The following is a 16,806-nucleotide window of genomic DNA, read 5'->3' on the forward strand; positions in this document are numbered from 1 at the left end:
CCTTTTTAAAAAGCCATCTTCGGATGGCTTTTTTTATTTTATTCAAAAATAAAAGTACCTTTGTCCAAACTATTCTTTTTTATGCAAAAGTATCTTTTCGTTTTAATGTTTTTTGTTTCTTTAGGTTTAGCAGCACAAAATAAAACGCGTGATTTGTCGCGTAGTAACAAGGCTGTAAATGCGGGAGCGAGAAACGGGTTGAGTACGGCAAACTCCAACTCCGCAAACCCGAATGCTATAGATACTAAGGGTAATGACGCGAATACCACAAACGGCACAGCCTCGACAAAAAGCGGGGGCGTGGCTCAAGATTCCGTGGCTCCTGTGGCCGATTATAAAATCATCAGCCTGCGCAACGACACCATCGCCGTAGATACCGCATTGAGTTTAAAAAAGTATTATGCGATGAATTACCTGCGCAAAGATGAATTCGGTTTGCTCCCTTTTGCCAATGAAGGACAAACCTATAACGTATTGAATTACGGCGCCCAAAAGAATACCGTATTGCCCAGTATGGGCTTTAATGCCAAGCACTCCAATTACCTCGAAATCGAAGACATCCATTACTACACGGCACCAACGCCTTATACCGATTTGTATTACCGTTCTGTGATGAAACAAGGTCAAACCTTAGATGCTTTTGTAACGGTGAATACCAGTAAAAACCTAAACTTTTTTGTCGGCTATAAGGGAATGCGTTCTCTGGGAAAATACATCAATCAACTGGGATCCACCGGTAATTTTAAAATTGGCTCCAGCTATATCTCCAACAACAAACGCTACAGCCTAAGAACTCATATAACGGCGCAAGACATCTTAAATCAGGAAAACGGTGGAATTACCGATTTGACCAACTTCGAGAGCAGTGAAGCCCCCTTTGACAAGCGAGATCAGCTCAATGTGTACTTTCGCGATGTCGAAACCCTATTAAAGGGCAAGCGGTTATATGTCAACCACCAATACCAATTGAATTCGTCTTTTAAAAACGGCATCCTATTAACGCATGAGCTCACCTACGAAGACAAGTTCTTCAATTACTACCAAAGCAATGCACTGGCAGGAGGTGTAGCGGGCGAGCCCTTGCGATTTGGAAATTTCTTCCAATCGGAAATCAATAATACCACCAAGTACTACCAGTTTAACAACAAACTAGGCGCAGCCTACCAATCCGATTTACTCGGAAGGTTTGAGTTCTTTACCGAATTTTTAAAATACGACTACCGCTACAACAGCCTCGCTATTATCAACAATGAGCTAGTGCCCGATCACATACAGAAAAACATCACCATGCTGGGCGGAAAATACACCTACCACAAAAACCGATGGAAGGGAACCCTTTTGGTGGCCAATTCACTGGGCAATGACGATACCAGCAATATCGAAGCCGATTTGAGATACCATTGGAATGATCGCGTTCAAATGGATTTCGGGTTTCAGCAACTCAACAAAACACCGGATCTGAATTACCAATTGTTTCAAAGCGATTATGTCAACTACAACTGGTGCAATCAATTCAACAATGAAAAAATCACCCAGTTTACCGCTTCCGCTACTACGCCATGGTTAAACATCTCGGCCAAATACGAAGTGATCAACGATAAAATCTATTTTACCAACACGGCAAAGGCGCTCAACGAAGAGGGTATGCCCGTACAATTGTTGGTCAAGCCCACCCAATACGACGGCACGATTAACTACCTCTCCATACAGGCAAACAAGGATTTGCGCGTGGGTAAATGGGGTTTAGACAACACGGTTTTATACCAACATGTCGATCAGTCGGCATCGGTTTTAAACGTGCCTGAGGTGGTGTTGAGAAGTACGCTCTACTATACCGATGCTTTCTTCGATCAGGCCCTAAAGTTTCAAACCGGCGTAACGCTCAATTATTTTAGCAGCTATTACGGCAACGATTACAACCCCTTGATCGGCGACTTCTATGTGCAAGACCAACGCAAAATGGGCGATTATCCCGTGCTGGATTTCTTTATCAATTTAAAAGTGCGCACCGCGCGAATTTATTTAAAAGCAGAGCACTTTAACTCGTCGATGACCGGTTACAATTTTTATTCCGCACCCAATTATCCCTACCGCGATTTTATCATCCGATTCGGATTGGTTTGGAATTTCTTTACCTAGTTTCTTTGGGGCGTGCCCTTCGGGTCGGGCTGTTCGCTATATCTTTTGATTTTTCACAAAATCAAAAGGATGCCGCTGCCATCCCTCACGCAACGGAGGACTGTTTTAAAACAAGTATCCTAGAAAGTTTCACAATCCGTATCTTTGTGGAGCTTTTATCATAAAAAACAATAGCATGAAATACGCAAAAAACATCTTAGAAACCATAGGCAATACCCCTTTGGTTCAATTAAATAAAGTAACAGCAGAAATACCAGCCTTGGTTTTGGCCAAGGTGGAAACCTTTAATCCCGGCAACTCCATTAAAGACCGCATGGCGGTAAAGATGATCGCCGATGCCGAAGCAGACGGCCGACTACAACCCGGCGGAACCATAATCGAAGGAACCTCCGGCAATACGGGCATGGGACTAGCCTTGGCGGCAATCGTTAAGGGATATAAGTTGATTTGTGTGATATCCGACAAGCAATCCAAGGAAAAGATGGACATACTTCGCGCCGTTGGGGCCGAAGTAGTGGTGTGTCCAACCGATGTGGAACCAGAAGATCCGCGTTCGTATTATTCGGTATCCAAGAGACTGGCCGAGGAGACGCCCAATGCCTGGTATGTCAATCAGTACGACAACCCGTCCAATGCCCAAGCGCATTACGAGCAAACCGGACCGGAAATATGGGAGCAAACCGAAGGTAAAATTACCCACTTCATCTCTGGAGTAGGAACGGGAGGAACCATTTCCGGAACGGCAAAGTACCTAAAAGAAAAAAATCCAAACATCAAGATTTGGGGTATTGACACCTACGGATCCGTGTTTAAAAAATACCACGAAACCGGAATTTTCGACCAAGACCAAGTGTATTCCTATGTTACCGAAGGTATAGGTGAAGACATACTTCCGAAAAATGTCGATTTTTCACTGATCGATGGCTTTACCAAAGTAACCGATAAAGATGCCGCGGTATACACCCGCAGAATTGCCTTGGAAGAGGGGATTTTTGTCGGTAATTCCGCCGGAGCTGCCATCAAGGGAATGCTGCAATTAAAAGCGCACTTTAGTGCAGACGACGTGGTGGTGGTTTTGTTTCACGACAGTGGAAGCCGCTACGTGGGCAAGATGTTTAACGACGATTGGATGCGGGAACAGGGATATTTGGACGACCATATCGCGGTGGCCAAAGATCTTCTACAAACAAAAGCAGCGCAGCCCTTGGTATTCGCGCGTACCGAAGAGTTGGTATCCCATGCGATTGGAAGAATGAAAAAATTTCATATCGCTCAGCTACCCGTTATCGACAGCACTGGATTTGTAGGGTCGATTGATCAGGACACCTTGTTAAAGCATTACCTGATAGACAAAGATATGGCCGATACGCCCCTGCGTGAAGTGATGGGAAAACCCTATCCGATAATCGACGAAGATACGCCGGTAGATCAAGTATCGCCGTTGTTGGAACAACACGCGGCAGTCTTGTTAAAAACCAAAGACGGCAAGCACAACCTCATTAGCAAAACCGATTTGATCAACACGATTAAATAGCGATACATTCTAAGAGACCGATTTAAAAGGGCAAGCGAGAAATACCGATTGAGGTATTCCCGCTTGCCCTTCTTTATTAGTTGTAACCCGTAAGTACCCCAGTTACATTCCAATAACTAAAATTTCGGCCTTGAGACGCACCTTGAGCAATTTTGATTTGTATTTTGTGCTTGCCGGCCGAGAGCTTGCCCAAGGGGATCAACATCGGATAGGTCGCGGTACCCGGACACCAATTCGATCGACTCAAATCCGAAGCGGATAAGCCGTTTTTATAAGCGGTTGAAGCGGGATTCATCAACCGATACGAACCGCAATCTTCCCGCCATGGAATCGCGGTATGCACCAACTTGCCGTCTATAAAAATTTTGTTTTCTCTGGGGTTGAATTCATCGCCCTCATTCCAGCCGCCCTGACCCGTGGTAATATAGCGCAACTGAGCGTTATTTAAGGCGTTTTCCAGCTCAAACTCCACGGTAAGGCCCTTGTCTGCGCCAAACATCGTCGCGTACTCCTGGCCCTGCGTTTCCAAGATGTTTACCGTGTTGAACAACGGCATCATAAACGTGAATTCCTCGACCTGTGAGTCGTTGGGGTGTATGCTGATACTGGCCGATACCCGGTGACCGTTCGGATCGTTAGTGCCGATATACATACCGATATAAACCTCGCGGTCTTTTAAAAGTGGCGCAAAGGCAGAAATCTCTTGTCGGTAGAGTGCCGAAGGGTCCCACTGCACGTCTTTGATGGAAATGTGGTTGAACTTGCCAATGCCAAAAGGCGTAAAAAAGCGCAGCAATTCAATCGGAGGATTATAGGTCGGTGTGGCGTGTACCCCGGGGTATTTTCGGCCATTTCCACCGCTGTAAACCGGCAGTATATCCACGCCCTTCTGCAGCGCATCAAGAAACGACACCGCATTGTAAGTGGGAATGATAAAAACGCTGCCCGTTCTGCTAGTAGGGTCGCCCAAGGAGGTTTCGCTCACCTCCAAAAACAGCTGACTGTTTCGCTTATAAGCGGGAAACTTGATCTTGCGCACGAGTACCGTACCCGCGCCAAAGCGATACACGCTGTCGTTGGAACGGGCAGCGGTGTTGTAATGGATCGTTTCATCCTTAAAAACCGGCACGGTGATAAATCGACTCAGCCATATTTTTTGGCTGTAGGTCGGTTCGTCAAACAGCGGTGTGTCGGCCAGCTTCACATGGCTGTCGATGTCAAACGGAATGTTTTTGTTGATTTTGGAAGCGCTAATTCGGAATTCCTTATTGCGGGTCATCTCCAACACCAAGCCCAGGGAACTGCCCACGGTAGTGGGACCCGCTTTTACAGGAATTTCCGTGGTATACCACAGTTCTACCACATCCGAGTCGATGTTGATGGTCGCCCTTTTACAGAGGTAGCCCTGTATTCTTTTGGTTGCTGAGCTCAGCGTGTATTTTTTGGAATCGTCTACGCCGCTATGGCGCAGGCCCACCCGTTCTTTGAGGTGCAGCTGTGAAAGCTGATACGACTGCTTTTTAACCCCATCGATATAGAATTCCTCGGACGGAAACGCCTCTTGTTTTTTTTCAAATTCCTTTAAGGTGCTGATCAATGTTTGCTTTTCGTTGGCTATTGTCAAGATGGGATTGTCCGCATCGACAAGGCGACCGCGGTCAAAAGTTTGGTATTCTACCGTAAAGTTATTCGACGTTTTTTGCGCCAAAGCAAGGGGCGTATACAGACAGCTAAAGAGTAAAAAACAAGCGTAAAGGTGTTTCATAAAACCGGGGAAATTTGTAAAAGTCTATAAAAATATTAATTTTTTTTCAATAACTTAGACCGAGATGCTAATATGGGATTTATGAAGGAGGCTTTTTTACATTATATCTGGCAGTATAAGCAATTTAAATTTACCGACTTATACACCGAGCAAGGCGAGTGCTTGCAACTGATTCGAACCGGCGATTATACCCAACAGGCCGGCCCTGATTTCTTTAACGGACAAATTGTGTTGGACGGACAGCTGTGGGCGGGCAATATCGAAATCCACGTCAAGGCTTCCGACTGGTATGTACACCGACATCAGCAGGACGAAAATTACGACAACGTTATTTTGCACGTCGTATGGGAATACGATATGCCGGTGCTTCGACAAGACCACAGTGAGATTTCCGTTTTGGTCTTGTCCAAATATGTCGAGGAGCAATTGCTAGCGCGCTATGCGCAATTGAGCCTGCAGAAAAAATGGATTTACTGCGAAGATTTTATCGGTCAAATGGAGGCTTTTAAGCGCGACAAATGGTTGGAAACCCTCTTCTTTGAGCGCTTGGAGCGCAAGGTGCTTCCGATACAGCAACGCGCTTTGCAAACCCATTCAGATTGGGAAGCGGTTTTTTTCTGTCAAATAGCACAGGGGTTTGGCCTCAATATCAACGCTGGGGCATTTCTTCAAATGGCCCAGTCCTTGCCGATTAAAATCATACAAAAAGAGCGGCAGTCTACCGCCCATCTCGAGGCCTTGTTTTTGGGCAAAACCAATATCTTAAAAGCGAATCACCAAGAGCATTACGGCAAAGACCTGTGGAAAACCTGGCGTTATTTGGCTCAAAAATACCAGTTAGACGTGGACGATGCGATACAAGTCACCTATTTCAAATTGCATCCCGACAATTTTCCCACCATCAGATTGTCGCAATTGGCGGGAGTCTTAAGTCGGCATGCCAGCCTGTTCGATGCCGTGCTCCAATGCCGCAGCAAGGAAGACTATTACCGCACCTTTGCCACCACCACCACTGCCTATTGGAAAAACCACTATGTTTTGGACCGGGAGAGCCCCGAGAAAAACAAGCGTACGACCACGGCTTTTGTCGATTTGCTCATCGTCAATACGGTGATTCCGCTCACCTATGCCTACCACCGCAGCAAAGGAACCGACTGTTCGGAACAAATCCTGGACTTGATAAGCAGCATCAAACCCGAAAAGAACAACATCATCAACCACTTTGCCCGTTTAGGGGTAAAGGTGGAAAGCAGCTTCGACACCCAATCGCTGTTACAGCTTAAAAAGCGCTATTGCGAGGCCAAAAAATGTTTAAACTGCGGTGTGGGCCGCGCCTATTTGTATGCGGATAAGGCCGCTAAAAAGCCGAACTGAACCAGGTGCAACAAGCGACTGATCGCCGATTGCCTATGAGGCATTTTTCTATAGCGGTCGTGAAAGGCATGCGGTCTTTAACGCGACACTTTTTCGACTCTCGATCAAAAACCGCGGACAAGATTGCCGAAAATTGACTATATTTGTATACTAAGTTTGCCTATCATGATCAACAATATTCGCTATTTCTTCGAAAAATACGGCTTTCGCGTGTCGGCTCGTCTAGCCGATCGCATCGGTATGCGAACCAGTAGCGTGCGTTTCTTTTTTATCTACCTATCCTTTTTTACCCTGGGCTTGGCCTTTGCCTTTTACTTAACACTGGCCTTTGTCGTGCGCATCAAAGACCTGATTTACACCAAGAGAAGTTCTGTTTTTGATTTGTAGCACTGTTCGGAAGCAGCGGTGTTAAAATCTTGGTTTTCGATTTGCCGCAGCCCGATATACCGACGGATTTTACTATCTTTAGGAAATTCATAAAAATAGTGCCTCGGCAGCAACCGTGAAAAAACGATGGCTAAATAGCATTCCGTACGCGACCCGCTTACAGCGGATTGGTATACTCGTGCTCGCCCTGTCGATGGCAATTTTGCAGGGCGCCTACTACCTGTATAGGAATTGGTCTTACCGGCAAACCGATCAACCGCCTTTTGATGCGCTGTGGATGCGCGAGCAATTGACCTTGGATTCGCTGGCAGCAGCGACGACTAGCAATCCTCCCATTCAGCGGTTCAACCCTAATTTTATATCCGATTATAAGGCGTATACCCTGGGCATGTCCACAGCGGAAATAGACCGACTACACGCCTTTCGAGCGCAGGACCGCTTTGTCAATTCCGCCGAAGAATTTCAGGCGGTCACTCAGGTGTCCGATCGCTGGTTAGACAGTGTAAAAGCCGCGTTTAAATTTCCCGATTGGAAAGCGCACAAACCCGCAAAAAAGACCGACCAAAACGCAGCACCACCTCCATTGCCCATAACGATTAAGGATATTAACAGCGCTACCCGAGACGATTTGATGGACTTAAGAGGTGTCGGACCGGTATTTGCCGAGCGCATTCTAAAAGAGCGCAGCCAATTGGGAGGCTTTTTGCAGATGAAACAACTCGATTTTATTTGGGGATTGAGCGAGGAATGTTTGCAGAATGTAAGGGTTTTTTTTGACGTTTTGGACGAATTGAAACCCGTAAAAACCAACGTGAATACCGCGAGTCTGGCAGAGATAAATAAAATACCCTACATCAACTATCAGCAAGCTAGGAGTATAGTGATATACCGAAGTGAGAACGGCGATTTTAGCGATCCAAAAGAATTTGAAAATATAAAGAATTTCCCCCTTGACAAACTAGAGATAATTAGCTTATATTTGGCTTTTTAAGAAATATAAAAATCACTACAATGAACTTCGACTATAATGAAACCCAAGCGATGATTGCACAGTCAATCAGAGACTTCGCTGAACAAAATATCCGCCCGCATATTATGGAGTGGGATGAAGCACAAATCTTTCCAGTAGATCTCTTTAAAAAACTAGGAGAAATGGGCTTTATGGGTGTTTTAGTACCAGAAGAATTAGGAGGCTCTGGATTGGGGTACCATGAGTATATTACGATTGTTGAGGAGATTTCCAAAGTCGATTCGTCCATAGGTCTTTCGGTAGCGGCACACAATTCCTTGTGTACCAATCACATTTTGACCTTCGGTAACGAAGCGCAAAAAAAGCGTTGGATTCCCAAATTGGCCACGGCAGAATGGATTGGCGCTTGGGGATTAACCGAGCACAACACCGGATCTGATGCCGGAGGAATGAATACCACGGCGGTAAAAGACGGCGATGAATGGGTGATCAACGGAGCGAAAAACTTCATCACACATGCTATTTCCGGCGATGTAGCCGTAGTTATTGTTAGAACGGGAGAAAAAGGCGATTCCAGAGGAATGACCGCTTTTGTGATCGAAAAGGGAACCCCTGGTTTCTCTAGCGGTAGAAAAGAAAATAAATTGGGAATGCGCGCTTCCGAAACCGCAGAGTTGATCTTTGACAATTGTCGTTTATCAGATGATAACCGTCTGGGAGAAGTTGGTGAAGGTTTTATTCAAGCGATGAAAATATTAGACGGAGGAAGAATTTCGATTGGAGCGCTGTCGTTGGGTATTGCAAAAGGGGCTTATGAAGCCGCTTTAAAATATTCCAAAGAGAGACATCAATTTGGAAAGCCAATCAGCTCGTTTCAGGCCATCGCCTTTAAATTGGCCGATATGGCTACGGAAATCGAAGCGTCGGAATTGTTGTTGCACAAAGCGGCGTTCTTAAAAAACCACGACAAACCGATGACAAAATTGGGCGCTATGGCCAAGATGTACGCTTCGGAAGTCTGTGTTAAGGTGTCGTCAGAAGCCGTTCAAATTCACGGCGGATACGGATACACCAAAGATTTCCCGGTAGAGAAATTCTATAGAGATTCAAAATTGTGTACCATTGGAGAAGGAACTACGGAGATTCAAAAATTGGTAATTTCAAGAAATGTTTTAAAGGACTAAGCGTACTGCTAGATATAAAAAAGAGACTTCTTCGGGAGTCTCTTTTTTGTTGGTGGTAGTTGCAGGAGAGTAAGGCGAAAAAAAAAATCGCAAAAAAATCACAAAAAAGAAGGCCGGAAAAGGCGGGAATTATGTAATTCTTTTTTAAGTTTACCTACTTTAGTAGAAAAAACAGTTATTAAACCTAAATAATATAAAATATGAAAAAAATACTTATTTTTTTATGCTTATTGATATCGGTCGGAGCCTTGGCGCAAAGGAAAACACCTGCGGTAAAAAAGCAGCGTCCTCCCGTACAGCGAAAAGCACCACCTATGGGAAAACCATCAATGGGAAAGGCATTGGAAATATGGAGCAAGGGCGATATCAGTGGGGCGATGCTGCAATTTGAAAAATTGGCGGAACAAGATCAGACCAATTGGATCCCGGCTTATTATCTGACCTTGTTGGAAACGACCAATTCGTTTGACGTGACCAACCACCGCGACAAGATGAATCAAATCGACAAGGCGCGTGCGCGCATCGAAGGTTTCTTGGAAACCGAAAGAAATGCAGAGTGGTTAAATTTACTCGCCTTAAACTACGCCTCGGAAGTCAGTATCGATCCCTTGGGTAAAAAAGCACTTTCTCAAAACGTGGCAGAGCTCTACGAGGAAGCTTTGGCATTAGAACCGCAAAATCCACGAGCGCTCTACGGTAGAGCTGCTTACAATATCCGCGAAGCCAATTATTTCGGCAAGGACAAAACAGCGTATTGCGAGGAACTCAAAAAGGCTTTAGTCGCTTTTGACAATCAAAAATCGGAAGTTCCCTTTTATCCGAAATGGGGGCAAGATCAGGCGCAAAAGTTGGCAAAAACCGAATGCGTCAACTAGGGCGTTAGCACCTAAAGGCGCGTGAAAGCTCCAAAAACACCCAAGCGACTGTAGTAAACGGTCGCTTGAGTGTTTTAGGGAGGCCTTGTAATCCGTTTTTAGCCGCTGTAAGGCGGGGTCAATAGCGAGCTCGGACTGCCGCAGTTGTTTTAGACCTACGGGCTGTGGCTTTTTTTAAAAATAAATAGCGTAGTTAAATAAAAAGCAATACCTTTGCACCCACATAAATGAAAGGAGGTGTATATACTATGTTAATCATTCCAATTAAAGACGGAGAAAATATCGATAGAGCGCTAAAGCGTTACAAACGTAAATTTGACAAGACTAAAACCTTGCGTCAATTGAGATCTCGTCAGGCGTTTTCGAAACCTTCGATCACCAAAAGAGCAAAAATGCAGAAAGCTGCATACGTTCAAGGATTAAGAGATGCTGTAGAAATCTAGCCTCTTAAAAATTGAATTAAATATAAACCGTTATGATAAAGTGTTTAACTTTGTTGTAACGGTTTTTTTTGTGGCGTCAACCCGCGTTAGGCCTTCGGGTGTTTTTTGTTAAACAACGCCGATCTGTACGGTTTTTTAACGCTGCGGCTGCCGCGACCGATCATTTAAAACACAGTGGAAGTATAGTGAATGCCGATCTCCAAAAATATAGGGACTACCTGCAGTTCGAAAAGCACTTTTCGGACCGGACGATATTGGCGTATTCGCGCGATGTGGAAGACTTTTTGCAGTTTCTGTCGCAAGGGGCCGACCTGTCGTATTTAGAGGCGGATTACAGCGCGGTTCGCGCCTGGGTGGGTGATTTGTCCGAACGGGGGTTGAGCAACAGCTCGATCAATCGAAAAACCAGCGGACTCAAGTCGTTTTATTCCTTTTTGCACCGCTTGAAGCTGGTCGAGGAACATCCGTTAAAGCAGCAACAGTCGTTGCGGGTAGAGAAAAAGATTCAAGTGCCCTTTTCGACTGCCGAAGTAGACGCTGTTTTACAGCGCTTGAGTCGGGGAACCGACTTCGAGGCGGTCCGCGATTGGGTGGTGGTGGAATTGCTCTATGCCTTGGGGTTGCGTCGGGCCGAGTTGCTGACTTTGGAAGTCGGCGATTTGGATTTTTTTTCCGACCTGGTCAAGATTAAGGGAAAGCGCAATAAGCTGCGCTTGGTGCCGATGATTGCCCCCTTAAAAGCGCTGTTGCAAAAATACCTCGCACTGCGTGCGACTTTGGATTTGGACCCGAATTTTAAAGTGTTAATAATTTCGAAAAACGGCAATAAAGTAGGGGAAACATTTGTGTATCGATTAATAAATAATTACTTTAGTCAAGTGTCGTCTAAGGAGAAGAAAAGTCCACATGTGTTAAGACATACATTTGCGACTCATTTGTTAAACAACGGGGCGGATATCAATGCAATTAAAGAATTGTTGGGACACGCGAGTTTGTCTTCCACTCAGGTTTATACCCATTCGAGTTTGGATCAGCTCAAGTTGGTTTATCAAAATGCGCATCCTCGGGCCAAGAAGGACTAGTAGATTTTTAATTGATAAAACAAAAACATTATGAAAGTAAACATTCAAGCAGTTAATTTTAACGTCGATAGAAAATTGGTAGATTTTATAAACGAGCGCTTGTCCAAGCTGGAGAAGTACTACGATAAAATTGTGGCGTTTGACGTGTTCTTAAAATTGGATAACAGCAACGAAAAGGAAAACAAATGTGTTGATGTGAAGATTTTGGTTCCTGGTGATGAGATGATTGTAAAGAAAACGGCCAAAACTTTTGAGGAGGCTGTGGATTTGTGTGGAGATTCTCTAGAGCGATTGTTGCTTAAACGTAAAGAAAGAATAAAATCTCACCTGTAAAGGGCAAAAAAAATTAAAAAAAGTTTTGTTTAACAAATAAAATATATACATTTGCAGTCCGTTAGAAATAGCGGGCTTTTTTTATTGAAGTCGCCGGTGTAGCTCAGTTGGCTAGAGCAGCTGATTTGTAATCAGCAGGTCGTGGGTTCGAGTCCCTCTATCGGCTCAATAGAATATTTGACATTACGGGTTAGGGGAGATACTCAAGCGGCCAACGAGGACGGACTGTAAATCCGTTGGGAAACCTTCGCAGGTTCGAATCCTGCTCTCCCCACAATAAATGAGTAAAAAAAGTATGCCGGTGTAGCTCAGGGGTAGAGTGCTTCCTTGGTAAGGAAGAGGTCACGGGTTCAATTCCCGTCATTGGCTCAAGTTTTTTTATTAAATTTGAACACTAATTATATAACTAAGATTAAATTATTAAATCATGGCAAAGGAAAATTTTGATCGTTCGAAGCCGCACCTTAACATTGGTACAATCGGACACGTGGATCACGGAAAAACAACTTTGACTGCAGCTATTACTAAAGTATTATCAGATGCAGGTTTTTCTGAAGCAAGAAGTTTCGATCAAATCGATAACGCTCCAGAAGAAAAAGAAAGAGGGATTACTATCAATACATCTCACGTAGAGTATGCTACAGCAAACCGTCACTATGCTCACGTTGACTGTCCAGGTCACGCGGATTATGTGAAAAACATGGTTACTGGTGCTGCTCAGATGGATGGTGCAATTTTAGTGGTTGCTTCAACTGATGGACCAATGCCGCAAACTCGTGAACACATCCTTTTAGGTCGCCAAGTTGGTATTCCTAGAATCGTTGTATTCATGAATAAAGTTGACATGGTTGATGATGCTGAATTGTTAGAATTGGTTGAGATGGAAATCAGAGATTTGTTGTCTTTCTACCAATATGACGGTGATAACGGACCAGTTATTCAAGGATCTGCTTTAGGAGCTTTAAACGGCGAGCCTAAATGGGTAGATACGGTATTGCAATTGATGGCAGAAGTTGATCAATGGATCGAAGAGCCAATTCGTGATACAGAAAAACCATTCTTGATGCCAGTGGAAGATGTATTTACAATTACAGGTCGTGGAACTGTTGCTACAGGTCGTATCGAAACTGGTATTGCTAATACAGGTGATGCTGTTGAAATCATCGGTATGGGTGCAGATAAATTGACTTCTACTGTAACAGGAGTTGAGATGTTCCGCAAAATCCTTGATAGAGGTGAAGCTGGAGATAACGTAGGTTTATTGTTGAGAGGTATTGACAAAAATGATATCCGTAGAGGTATGGTTATCGTTAAGCCAGGATCAGTTAAACCACACGCTAAATTCAAAGCGGAAGTTTATATCTTGAAAAAAGAAGAAGGTGGACGTCACACTCCATTCCACAATAACTACCGTCCACAATTCTACGTTCGTACAACGGATGTAACTGGTACTATTATGTTGCCAGAAGGAGTTGAGATGGTTATGCCTGGAGATAACTTGACAATTGACGTTCAATTATTGAGCCCAATTGCTTTGAGTATTGGTCTTCGTTTTGCAATCCGTGAGGGTGGTAGAACTGTAGGAGCAGGTCAGGTAACTGAAATTCTAGACTAATTTTATTAGTAAAAATTTTTTAAAGTCAGTAGTTTTTAACTACTGACTTTTCTAACAAACGGGTGTAGTTCAAGGGTAGAATAGCGGTCTCCAAAACCGTTGATGGGGGTTCGAATCCCTCCACCCGTGCAAATAAAGTATACAATGAAAGTTATTAATTACATATCTGAAGCATTCAGAGAATTGAAATCCAATGTGACTTGGTCCCCTTGGTCTGAAGTGCAGCGCTTGACAATTATTGTAGCTGTGTTTACAGTAGTTTTATCTTTAGCGACTTGGGGCGTTGACTCTTCCTTTTCGGAATTGTTGGGTGTCTTTTATAACTGGGTTAAAAATTAAATCATAAGAGAATAGAGATATGACTGATAATAATGTCAAAAAATGGTATGTGGTTCGTGCGGTGAGTGGACAGGAAAACAAGGTTAAGAATTATATCGAAACTGAGATTTCTAGATTAGGCATGTCTGATTACCTTTCCCAAGTACTTGTTCCGACAGAAAAAGTTGTTCAAATTCGCGATGGTAAAAAAACCACTAAAGAAAGGGTTTATTTTCCGGGGTATATTATGGTTGAAGCGAATTTAACTGGCGAGGTTCCTCACGTGATCAAATCGATTACGGGGGTCATTGGCTTTTTGGGTGAAACCAAAGGCGGAGATCCGGTGCCGTTGAGAATTGCTGAAGTGAATAGAATGTTAGGGAAGGTGGATGAGCTATCTGTTAAGGTAGATACCGGCGCAATCCCATATATAGTTGGTGAAACCGTTAAGGTAATCGACGGGCCGTTCAACGGGTTCAACGGTACCGTGGAAAACATCAACGAAGAAAAACGTAAACTCGAGGTGATGGTGAAGATTTTCGGAAGAAAAACACCGTTGGAATTGAGCTTTATGCAAGTAGAAAAAATATAATTGTTACATATTGTACGCATCTTTGCTTCCAATTGAAGATGTGCTAAATTTTTTGAAAAATGGCAAAAGAAATTAGTAAAGTAGTTAAACTACAAGTTAAGGGAGGTGCAGCGAATCCTTCGCCACCGGTTGGACCTGCTTTGGGGGCTGCTGGAGTTAACATCATGGAGTTCTGTAAGCAGTTTAATGCGAGAACACAAGATAAACCAGGCAAAATTTTACCAGTACAAATTACTGTGTATAAAGACAAATCTTTTGAATTTGTTGTTAAAACGCCACCTGCTGCTGTTCAATTATTAGAGGCTGCAAAAGCAAAATCTGGTTCTGGTGAACCAAACAGAAAAAAAGTAGCTAGTGTTACTTGGGAACAAGTTAAAGCTATTGCAGAAGACAAAATGCCGGATTTAAACGCATTTACGGTTGAATCAGCTATGTCAATGATAGCGGGTACTGCAAGATCTATGGGAATTTCTGTAACAGGGACTGCTCCTTTTTAATTGTAAAAGAAAAAAGAAATGGCAAAATTAACAAAAAAGCAAAAAGAAGCAGCTTCTAAAATCGAGAAGAATAAGGCTTACTCTTTGAAAGATGCTTCGGCATTAGTAAAAGAAATCGCTTCTGCAAAGTTTGATGAATCAGTAGACATCTCTGTGCGTTTAGGAGTTGATCCTAGAAAAGCAAACCAAATGGTACGTGGTGTGGTTACTTTACCACACGGAACCGGTAAAGATGTACGCGTTTTAGCCTTGGTTACTCCAGACAAGGAGGAAGAAGCTAAAGCTGCTGGTGCAGATTTCGTGGGACTTGATGATTACCTACAAAAAATCAAAGACGGTTGGACAGATGTTGATGTGATCATCACTATGCCAGCGGTTATGGGTAAACTAGGACCATTAGGTAGAATTTTAGGGCCAAGAGGTTTAATGCCTAACCCTAAAACAGGAACAGTAACTATGGATGTGGCGAAAGCAGTTCAAGAGGTTAAAGCTGGTAAAATCGATTTTAAAGTTGACAAAACAGGTATTGTTCACGCATCTATCGGTAAGGTGTCTTTCGAGGCAGAAAAAATTACTGAAAACGCTGCTGAGCTTATCCAAACATTAATCAAATTGAAACCAACAGCAGCTAAGGGTACTTATATTAAGTCTATTCATATATCAAGTACTATGAGTCCTGCTATTGCTTTAGATCCAAAAGCAGTTTAATTGGTAGTTAAAAATTGTAAGCATGACTAGAGAACAAAAATCACTCGCGATTGAAGTTTTAACTGAGCAGTTAGCTGGGGCCAATATTTTATATATTGCCGATATATCTGGACTAAATGCAGACGTTACTTCGAATCTACGAAAAGCTTGTTATAAAGCAAGTATCAAATTGGAGGTTGTAAAGAACACGTTGCTTAGTAAAGCAATGGAAGCTTCTGTAAATAACTACGAAGATTTACCTTCTGTTTTAAAGGGAAATAGTGCAATTATGATTGCAGAGGTAGCGAACGCTCCGGCAAAAGTAATTAAGGATTTTAGAAAAAAATCCAATAAACCGCTTTTGAAAGGCGCTTATATCAACGAAGAAATCTACATTGGCGATGAGCTATTGGATTCTTTGGTGGCTATCAAGTCCAAAGAAGAGGTTATTGGAGAAATCATTGGATTGCTTCAATCTCCTGCACAAAGAGTTATTTCAGCTCTTCAAAATCAATTTAAAGACGAAGCTGTTAGCGCAGAGGAAGTTTCCGCTGAGTAAGCTTTCGTTTTGATTCTTATACAAGAACGCACTTAATAAATTATATTTTTACAAATCAAATTAAAAGATAGAAAAAATGGCAGATTTGAAACAATTCGCAGAACAATTGGTTAGCCTTACAGTAAAAGAAGTTAACGAATTAGCAACTATATTAAAAGATGACTACGGTATCGAGCCAGCAGCAGCAGCAGTAATCGTTTCCGGTGGTGGAGACGCAGCAGCAGTTGAAGAGCAAACAGAATTCACTGTAATCTTGAAAGAAGCTGGAGCTTCTAAATTAGCTGTTGTTAAAGCGGTTAAAGAATTAACAGGTCTAGGTCTTAAAGAAGCAAAAGACATCGTTGATTCAGTTCCATCTAACATCAAAGAAGGTGTTTCTAAAGATGAAGCAGAAGGTCTTAAAAAATCATTGGAAGAAGCTGGAGCTGTTGTTGAGCTTAAGTAATCTAACC

General features: G+C 43.2%; 18 protein-coding genes and 4 tRNA genes. 21 read left to right on the forward strand and 1 reads right to left on the reverse strand.

Going from position 1 to position 16,806, the window contains the following annotated elements:
- Positions 1–81 precede the first annotated feature (81 nt).
- A complete protein-coding gene (locus tag ACQZ43_RS06295) occupies positions 82–2,139 on the forward strand; it encodes a putative porin (protein ID WP_430615107.1) in 2,058 nt (685 codons plus the stop codon).
- A 175-nt stretch (positions 2,140–2,314) separates the two neighbouring features.
- Positions 2,315–3,673 carry a pyridoxal-phosphate dependent enzyme gene (locus tag ACQZ43_RS06300; protein WP_430615108.1) on the forward strand — a complete coding sequence of 453 codons (1,359 nt, stop codon included), beginning with the start codon at positions 2,315–2,317 and terminating at the stop codon, positions 3,671–3,673.
- A 76-nt stretch (positions 3,674–3,749) separates the two neighbouring features.
- On the opposite strand, the gene ACQZ43_RS06305 is transcribed toward ACQZ43_RS06300, so the two are convergent.
- Positions 3,750–5,438, reverse strand: a complete 1,689-nt coding sequence (locus ACQZ43_RS06305; RefSeq protein WP_430615109.1) for a GLPGLI family protein — start codon at positions 5,436–5,438, stop codon at positions 3,750–3,752.
- A gap of 81 nt (positions 5,439–5,519) precedes the next feature.
- On the opposite strand from ACQZ43_RS06305, the gene ACQZ43_RS06310 reads away from it, so the two are divergent.
- The 19 genes from ACQZ43_RS06310 (at position 5,520) to rplL (ending at position 16,799) form a co-directional block, all read left to right on the forward strand.
- Positions 5,520–6,812, forward strand: a complete 1,293-nt coding sequence (locus ACQZ43_RS06310) for a DUF2851 family protein (protein WP_430615110.1) — start codon at positions 5,520–5,522, stop codon at positions 6,810–6,812.
- Between the two features lie 165 nt (positions 6,813–6,977).
- On the forward strand, positions 6,978–7,199 hold the full coding sequence (locus ACQZ43_RS06315; protein WP_430615111.1) for a PspC domain-containing protein: 222 nt from the start codon (positions 6,978–6,980) through the stop codon (positions 7,197–7,199).
- 193 nt (positions 7,200–7,392) lie between these two features.
- A complete protein-coding gene (locus tag ACQZ43_RS06320; protein ID WP_430615112.1) occupies positions 7,393–8,190 on the forward strand; it encodes a ComEA family DNA-binding protein in 798 nt (265 codons plus the stop codon).
- 20 nt (positions 8,191–8,210) lie between these two features.
- The gene (locus tag ACQZ43_RS06325; RefSeq protein ID WP_430615113.1) at positions 8,211–9,353 is read left to right on the forward strand and encodes an acyl-CoA dehydrogenase family protein; all 1,143 of its coding nucleotides are present in this window, start codon (positions 8,211–8,213) and stop codon (positions 9,351–9,353) included.
- 200 nt (positions 9,354–9,553) lie between these two features.
- A complete protein-coding gene (locus ACQZ43_RS06330; protein WP_430615114.1) occupies positions 9,554–10,228 on the forward strand; it encodes a hypothetical protein in 675 nt (224 codons plus the stop codon).
- Between the two features lie 248 nt (positions 10,229–10,476).
- Positions 10,477–10,671 (forward strand): 30S ribosomal protein S21, encoded by a 195-nt coding sequence (gene rpsU / locus ACQZ43_RS06335; protein WP_219288616.1) that lies wholly within the window; start codon positions 10,477–10,479, stop codon positions 10,669–10,671.
- A 185-nt stretch (positions 10,672–10,856) separates the two neighbouring features.
- Positions 10,857–11,753, forward strand: coding sequence for a tyrosine-type recombinase/integrase (locus ACQZ43_RS06340; protein ID WP_430615115.1), 897 nt, complete (start codon positions 10,857–10,859; stop codon positions 11,751–11,753).
- A 30-nt stretch (positions 11,754–11,783) separates the two neighbouring features.
- Positions 11,784–12,086: a ribosome hibernation-promoting factor, HPF/YfiA family gene (gene hpf, locus ACQZ43_RS06345; RefSeq protein WP_430615116.1), complete on the forward strand. Its 303-nt coding sequence runs from the start codon at positions 11,784–11,786 to the stop codon at positions 12,084–12,086.
- Positions 12,087–12,178: 92 nt separating this feature from the next.
- Positions 12,179–12,252, forward strand: a tRNA-Thr gene (locus ACQZ43_RS06350).
- A 27-nt stretch (positions 12,253–12,279) separates the two neighbouring features.
- Positions 12,280–12,360 (forward strand) — tRNA-Tyr (locus tag ACQZ43_RS06355).
- Positions 12,361–12,383: 23 nt separating this feature from the next.
- Positions 12,384–12,455: transfer RNA gene (locus ACQZ43_RS06360), tRNA-Thr, on the forward strand.
- Between the two features lie 58 nt (positions 12,456–12,513).
- On the forward strand, positions 12,514–13,701 hold the full coding sequence (gene tuf, locus ACQZ43_RS06365; RefSeq protein ID WP_430615117.1) for an elongation factor Tu: 1,188 nt from the start codon (positions 12,514–12,516) through the stop codon (positions 13,699–13,701).
- 58 nt (positions 13,702–13,759) lie between these two features.
- A tRNA-Trp gene (locus tag ACQZ43_RS06370) sits at positions 13,760–13,830 on the forward strand.
- 15 nt (positions 13,831–13,845) lie between these two features.
- On the forward strand, positions 13,846–14,040 hold the full coding sequence (secE, locus tag ACQZ43_RS06375) for a preprotein translocase subunit SecE (RefSeq protein ID WP_430615118.1): 195 nt from the start codon (positions 13,846–13,848) through the stop codon (positions 14,038–14,040).
- A 19-nt stretch (positions 14,041–14,059) separates the two neighbouring features.
- Entirely contained in the window at positions 14,060–14,611 is a 552-nt protein-coding gene (nusG, locus tag ACQZ43_RS06380; RefSeq protein WP_430615119.1) for a transcription termination/antitermination protein NusG, read from the forward strand.
- A 59-nt stretch (positions 14,612–14,670) separates the two neighbouring features.
- Complete coding sequence (rplK, locus tag ACQZ43_RS06385) at positions 14,671–15,108, forward strand: 50S ribosomal protein L11 (RefSeq protein WP_219288227.1); 438 nt, start codon at positions 14,671–14,673, stop codon at positions 15,106–15,108.
- A gap of 18 nt (positions 15,109–15,126) precedes the next feature.
- Complete coding sequence (gene rplA / locus ACQZ43_RS06390; RefSeq protein WP_430615120.1) at positions 15,127–15,816, forward strand: 50S ribosomal protein L1; 690 nt, start codon at positions 15,127–15,129, stop codon at positions 15,814–15,816.
- Positions 15,817–15,838: 22 nt separating this feature from the next.
- Complete coding sequence (rplJ, locus tag ACQZ43_RS06395; protein WP_430615121.1) at positions 15,839–16,354, forward strand: 50S ribosomal protein L10; 516 nt, start codon at positions 15,839–15,841, stop codon at positions 16,352–16,354.
- 76 nt (positions 16,355–16,430) lie between these two features.
- Positions 16,431–16,799 carry a 50S ribosomal protein L7/L12 gene (gene rplL, locus ACQZ43_RS06400; protein ID WP_430615122.1) on the forward strand — a complete coding sequence of 123 codons (369 nt, stop codon included), beginning with the start codon at positions 16,431–16,433 and terminating at the stop codon, positions 16,797–16,799.
- Positions 16,800–16,806 lie beyond the last annotated feature (7 nt).

This window comes from Flavobacterium sp. JP2137, assembly GCF_050562195.1.
GTDB lineage: Bacteria > Bacteroidota > Bacteroidia > Flavobacteriales > Flavobacteriaceae > Flavobacterium.

Bases quoted from the DNA above. Each gene is read 5' to 3' on its own strand.
- ACQZ43_RS06295 (WP_430615107.1), top strand. From the start codon at position 82: ATGCAAAAGTATCTTTTCGTTTTAATGTTTTTTGTTTCTTTAGGTTTA.
- ACQZ43_RS06300 (WP_430615108.1), top strand. From the start codon at position 2,315: ATGAAATACGCAAAAAACATCTTAGAAACCATAGGCAATACCCCTTTG.
- ACQZ43_RS06305 (WP_430615109.1), bottom strand. From the start codon at position 5,438: ATGAAACACCTTTACGCTTGTTTTTTACTCTTTAGCTGTCTGTATACG.
- ACQZ43_RS06310 (WP_430615110.1), top strand. From the start codon at position 5,520: ATGAAGGAGGCTTTTTTACATTATATCTGGCAGTATAAGCAATTTAAA.
- ACQZ43_RS06315 (WP_430615111.1), top strand. From the start codon at position 6,978: ATGATCAACAATATTCGCTATTTCTTCGAAAAATACGGCTTTCGCGTG.
- ACQZ43_RS06320 (WP_430615112.1), top strand. From the start codon at position 7,393: ATGGCAATTTTGCAGGGCGCCTACTACCTGTATAGGAATTGGTCTTAC.
- ACQZ43_RS06325 (WP_430615113.1), top strand. From the start codon at position 8,211: ATGAACTTCGACTATAATGAAACCCAAGCGATGATTGCACAGTCAATC.
- ACQZ43_RS06330 (WP_430615114.1), top strand. From the start codon at position 9,554: ATGAAAAAAATACTTATTTTTTTATGCTTATTGATATCGGTCGGAGCC.
- rpsU (WP_219288616.1), top strand. From the start codon at position 10,477: ATGTTAATCATTCCAATTAAAGACGGAGAAAATATCGATAGAGCGCTA.
- hpf (WP_430615116.1), top strand. From the start codon at position 11,784: ATGAAAGTAAACATTCAAGCAGTTAATTTTAACGTCGATAGAAAATTG.
- tuf (WP_430615117.1), top strand. From the start codon at position 12,514: ATGGCAAAGGAAAATTTTGATCGTTCGAAGCCGCACCTTAACATTGGT.
- secE (WP_430615118.1), top strand. From the start codon at position 13,846: ATGAAAGTTATTAATTACATATCTGAAGCATTCAGAGAATTGAAATCC.
- nusG (WP_430615119.1), top strand. From the start codon at position 14,060: ATGACTGATAATAATGTCAAAAAATGGTATGTGGTTCGTGCGGTGAGT.
- rplK (WP_219288227.1), top strand. From the start codon at position 14,671: ATGGCAAAAGAAATTAGTAAAGTAGTTAAACTACAAGTTAAGGGAGGT.
- rplA (WP_430615120.1), top strand. From the start codon at position 15,127: ATGGCAAAATTAACAAAAAAGCAAAAAGAAGCAGCTTCTAAAATCGAG.
- rplJ (WP_430615121.1), top strand. From the start codon at position 15,839: ATGACTAGAGAACAAAAATCACTCGCGATTGAAGTTTTAACTGAGCAG.
- rplL (WP_430615122.1), top strand. From the start codon at position 16,431: ATGGCAGATTTGAAACAATTCGCAGAACAATTGGTTAGCCTTACAGTA.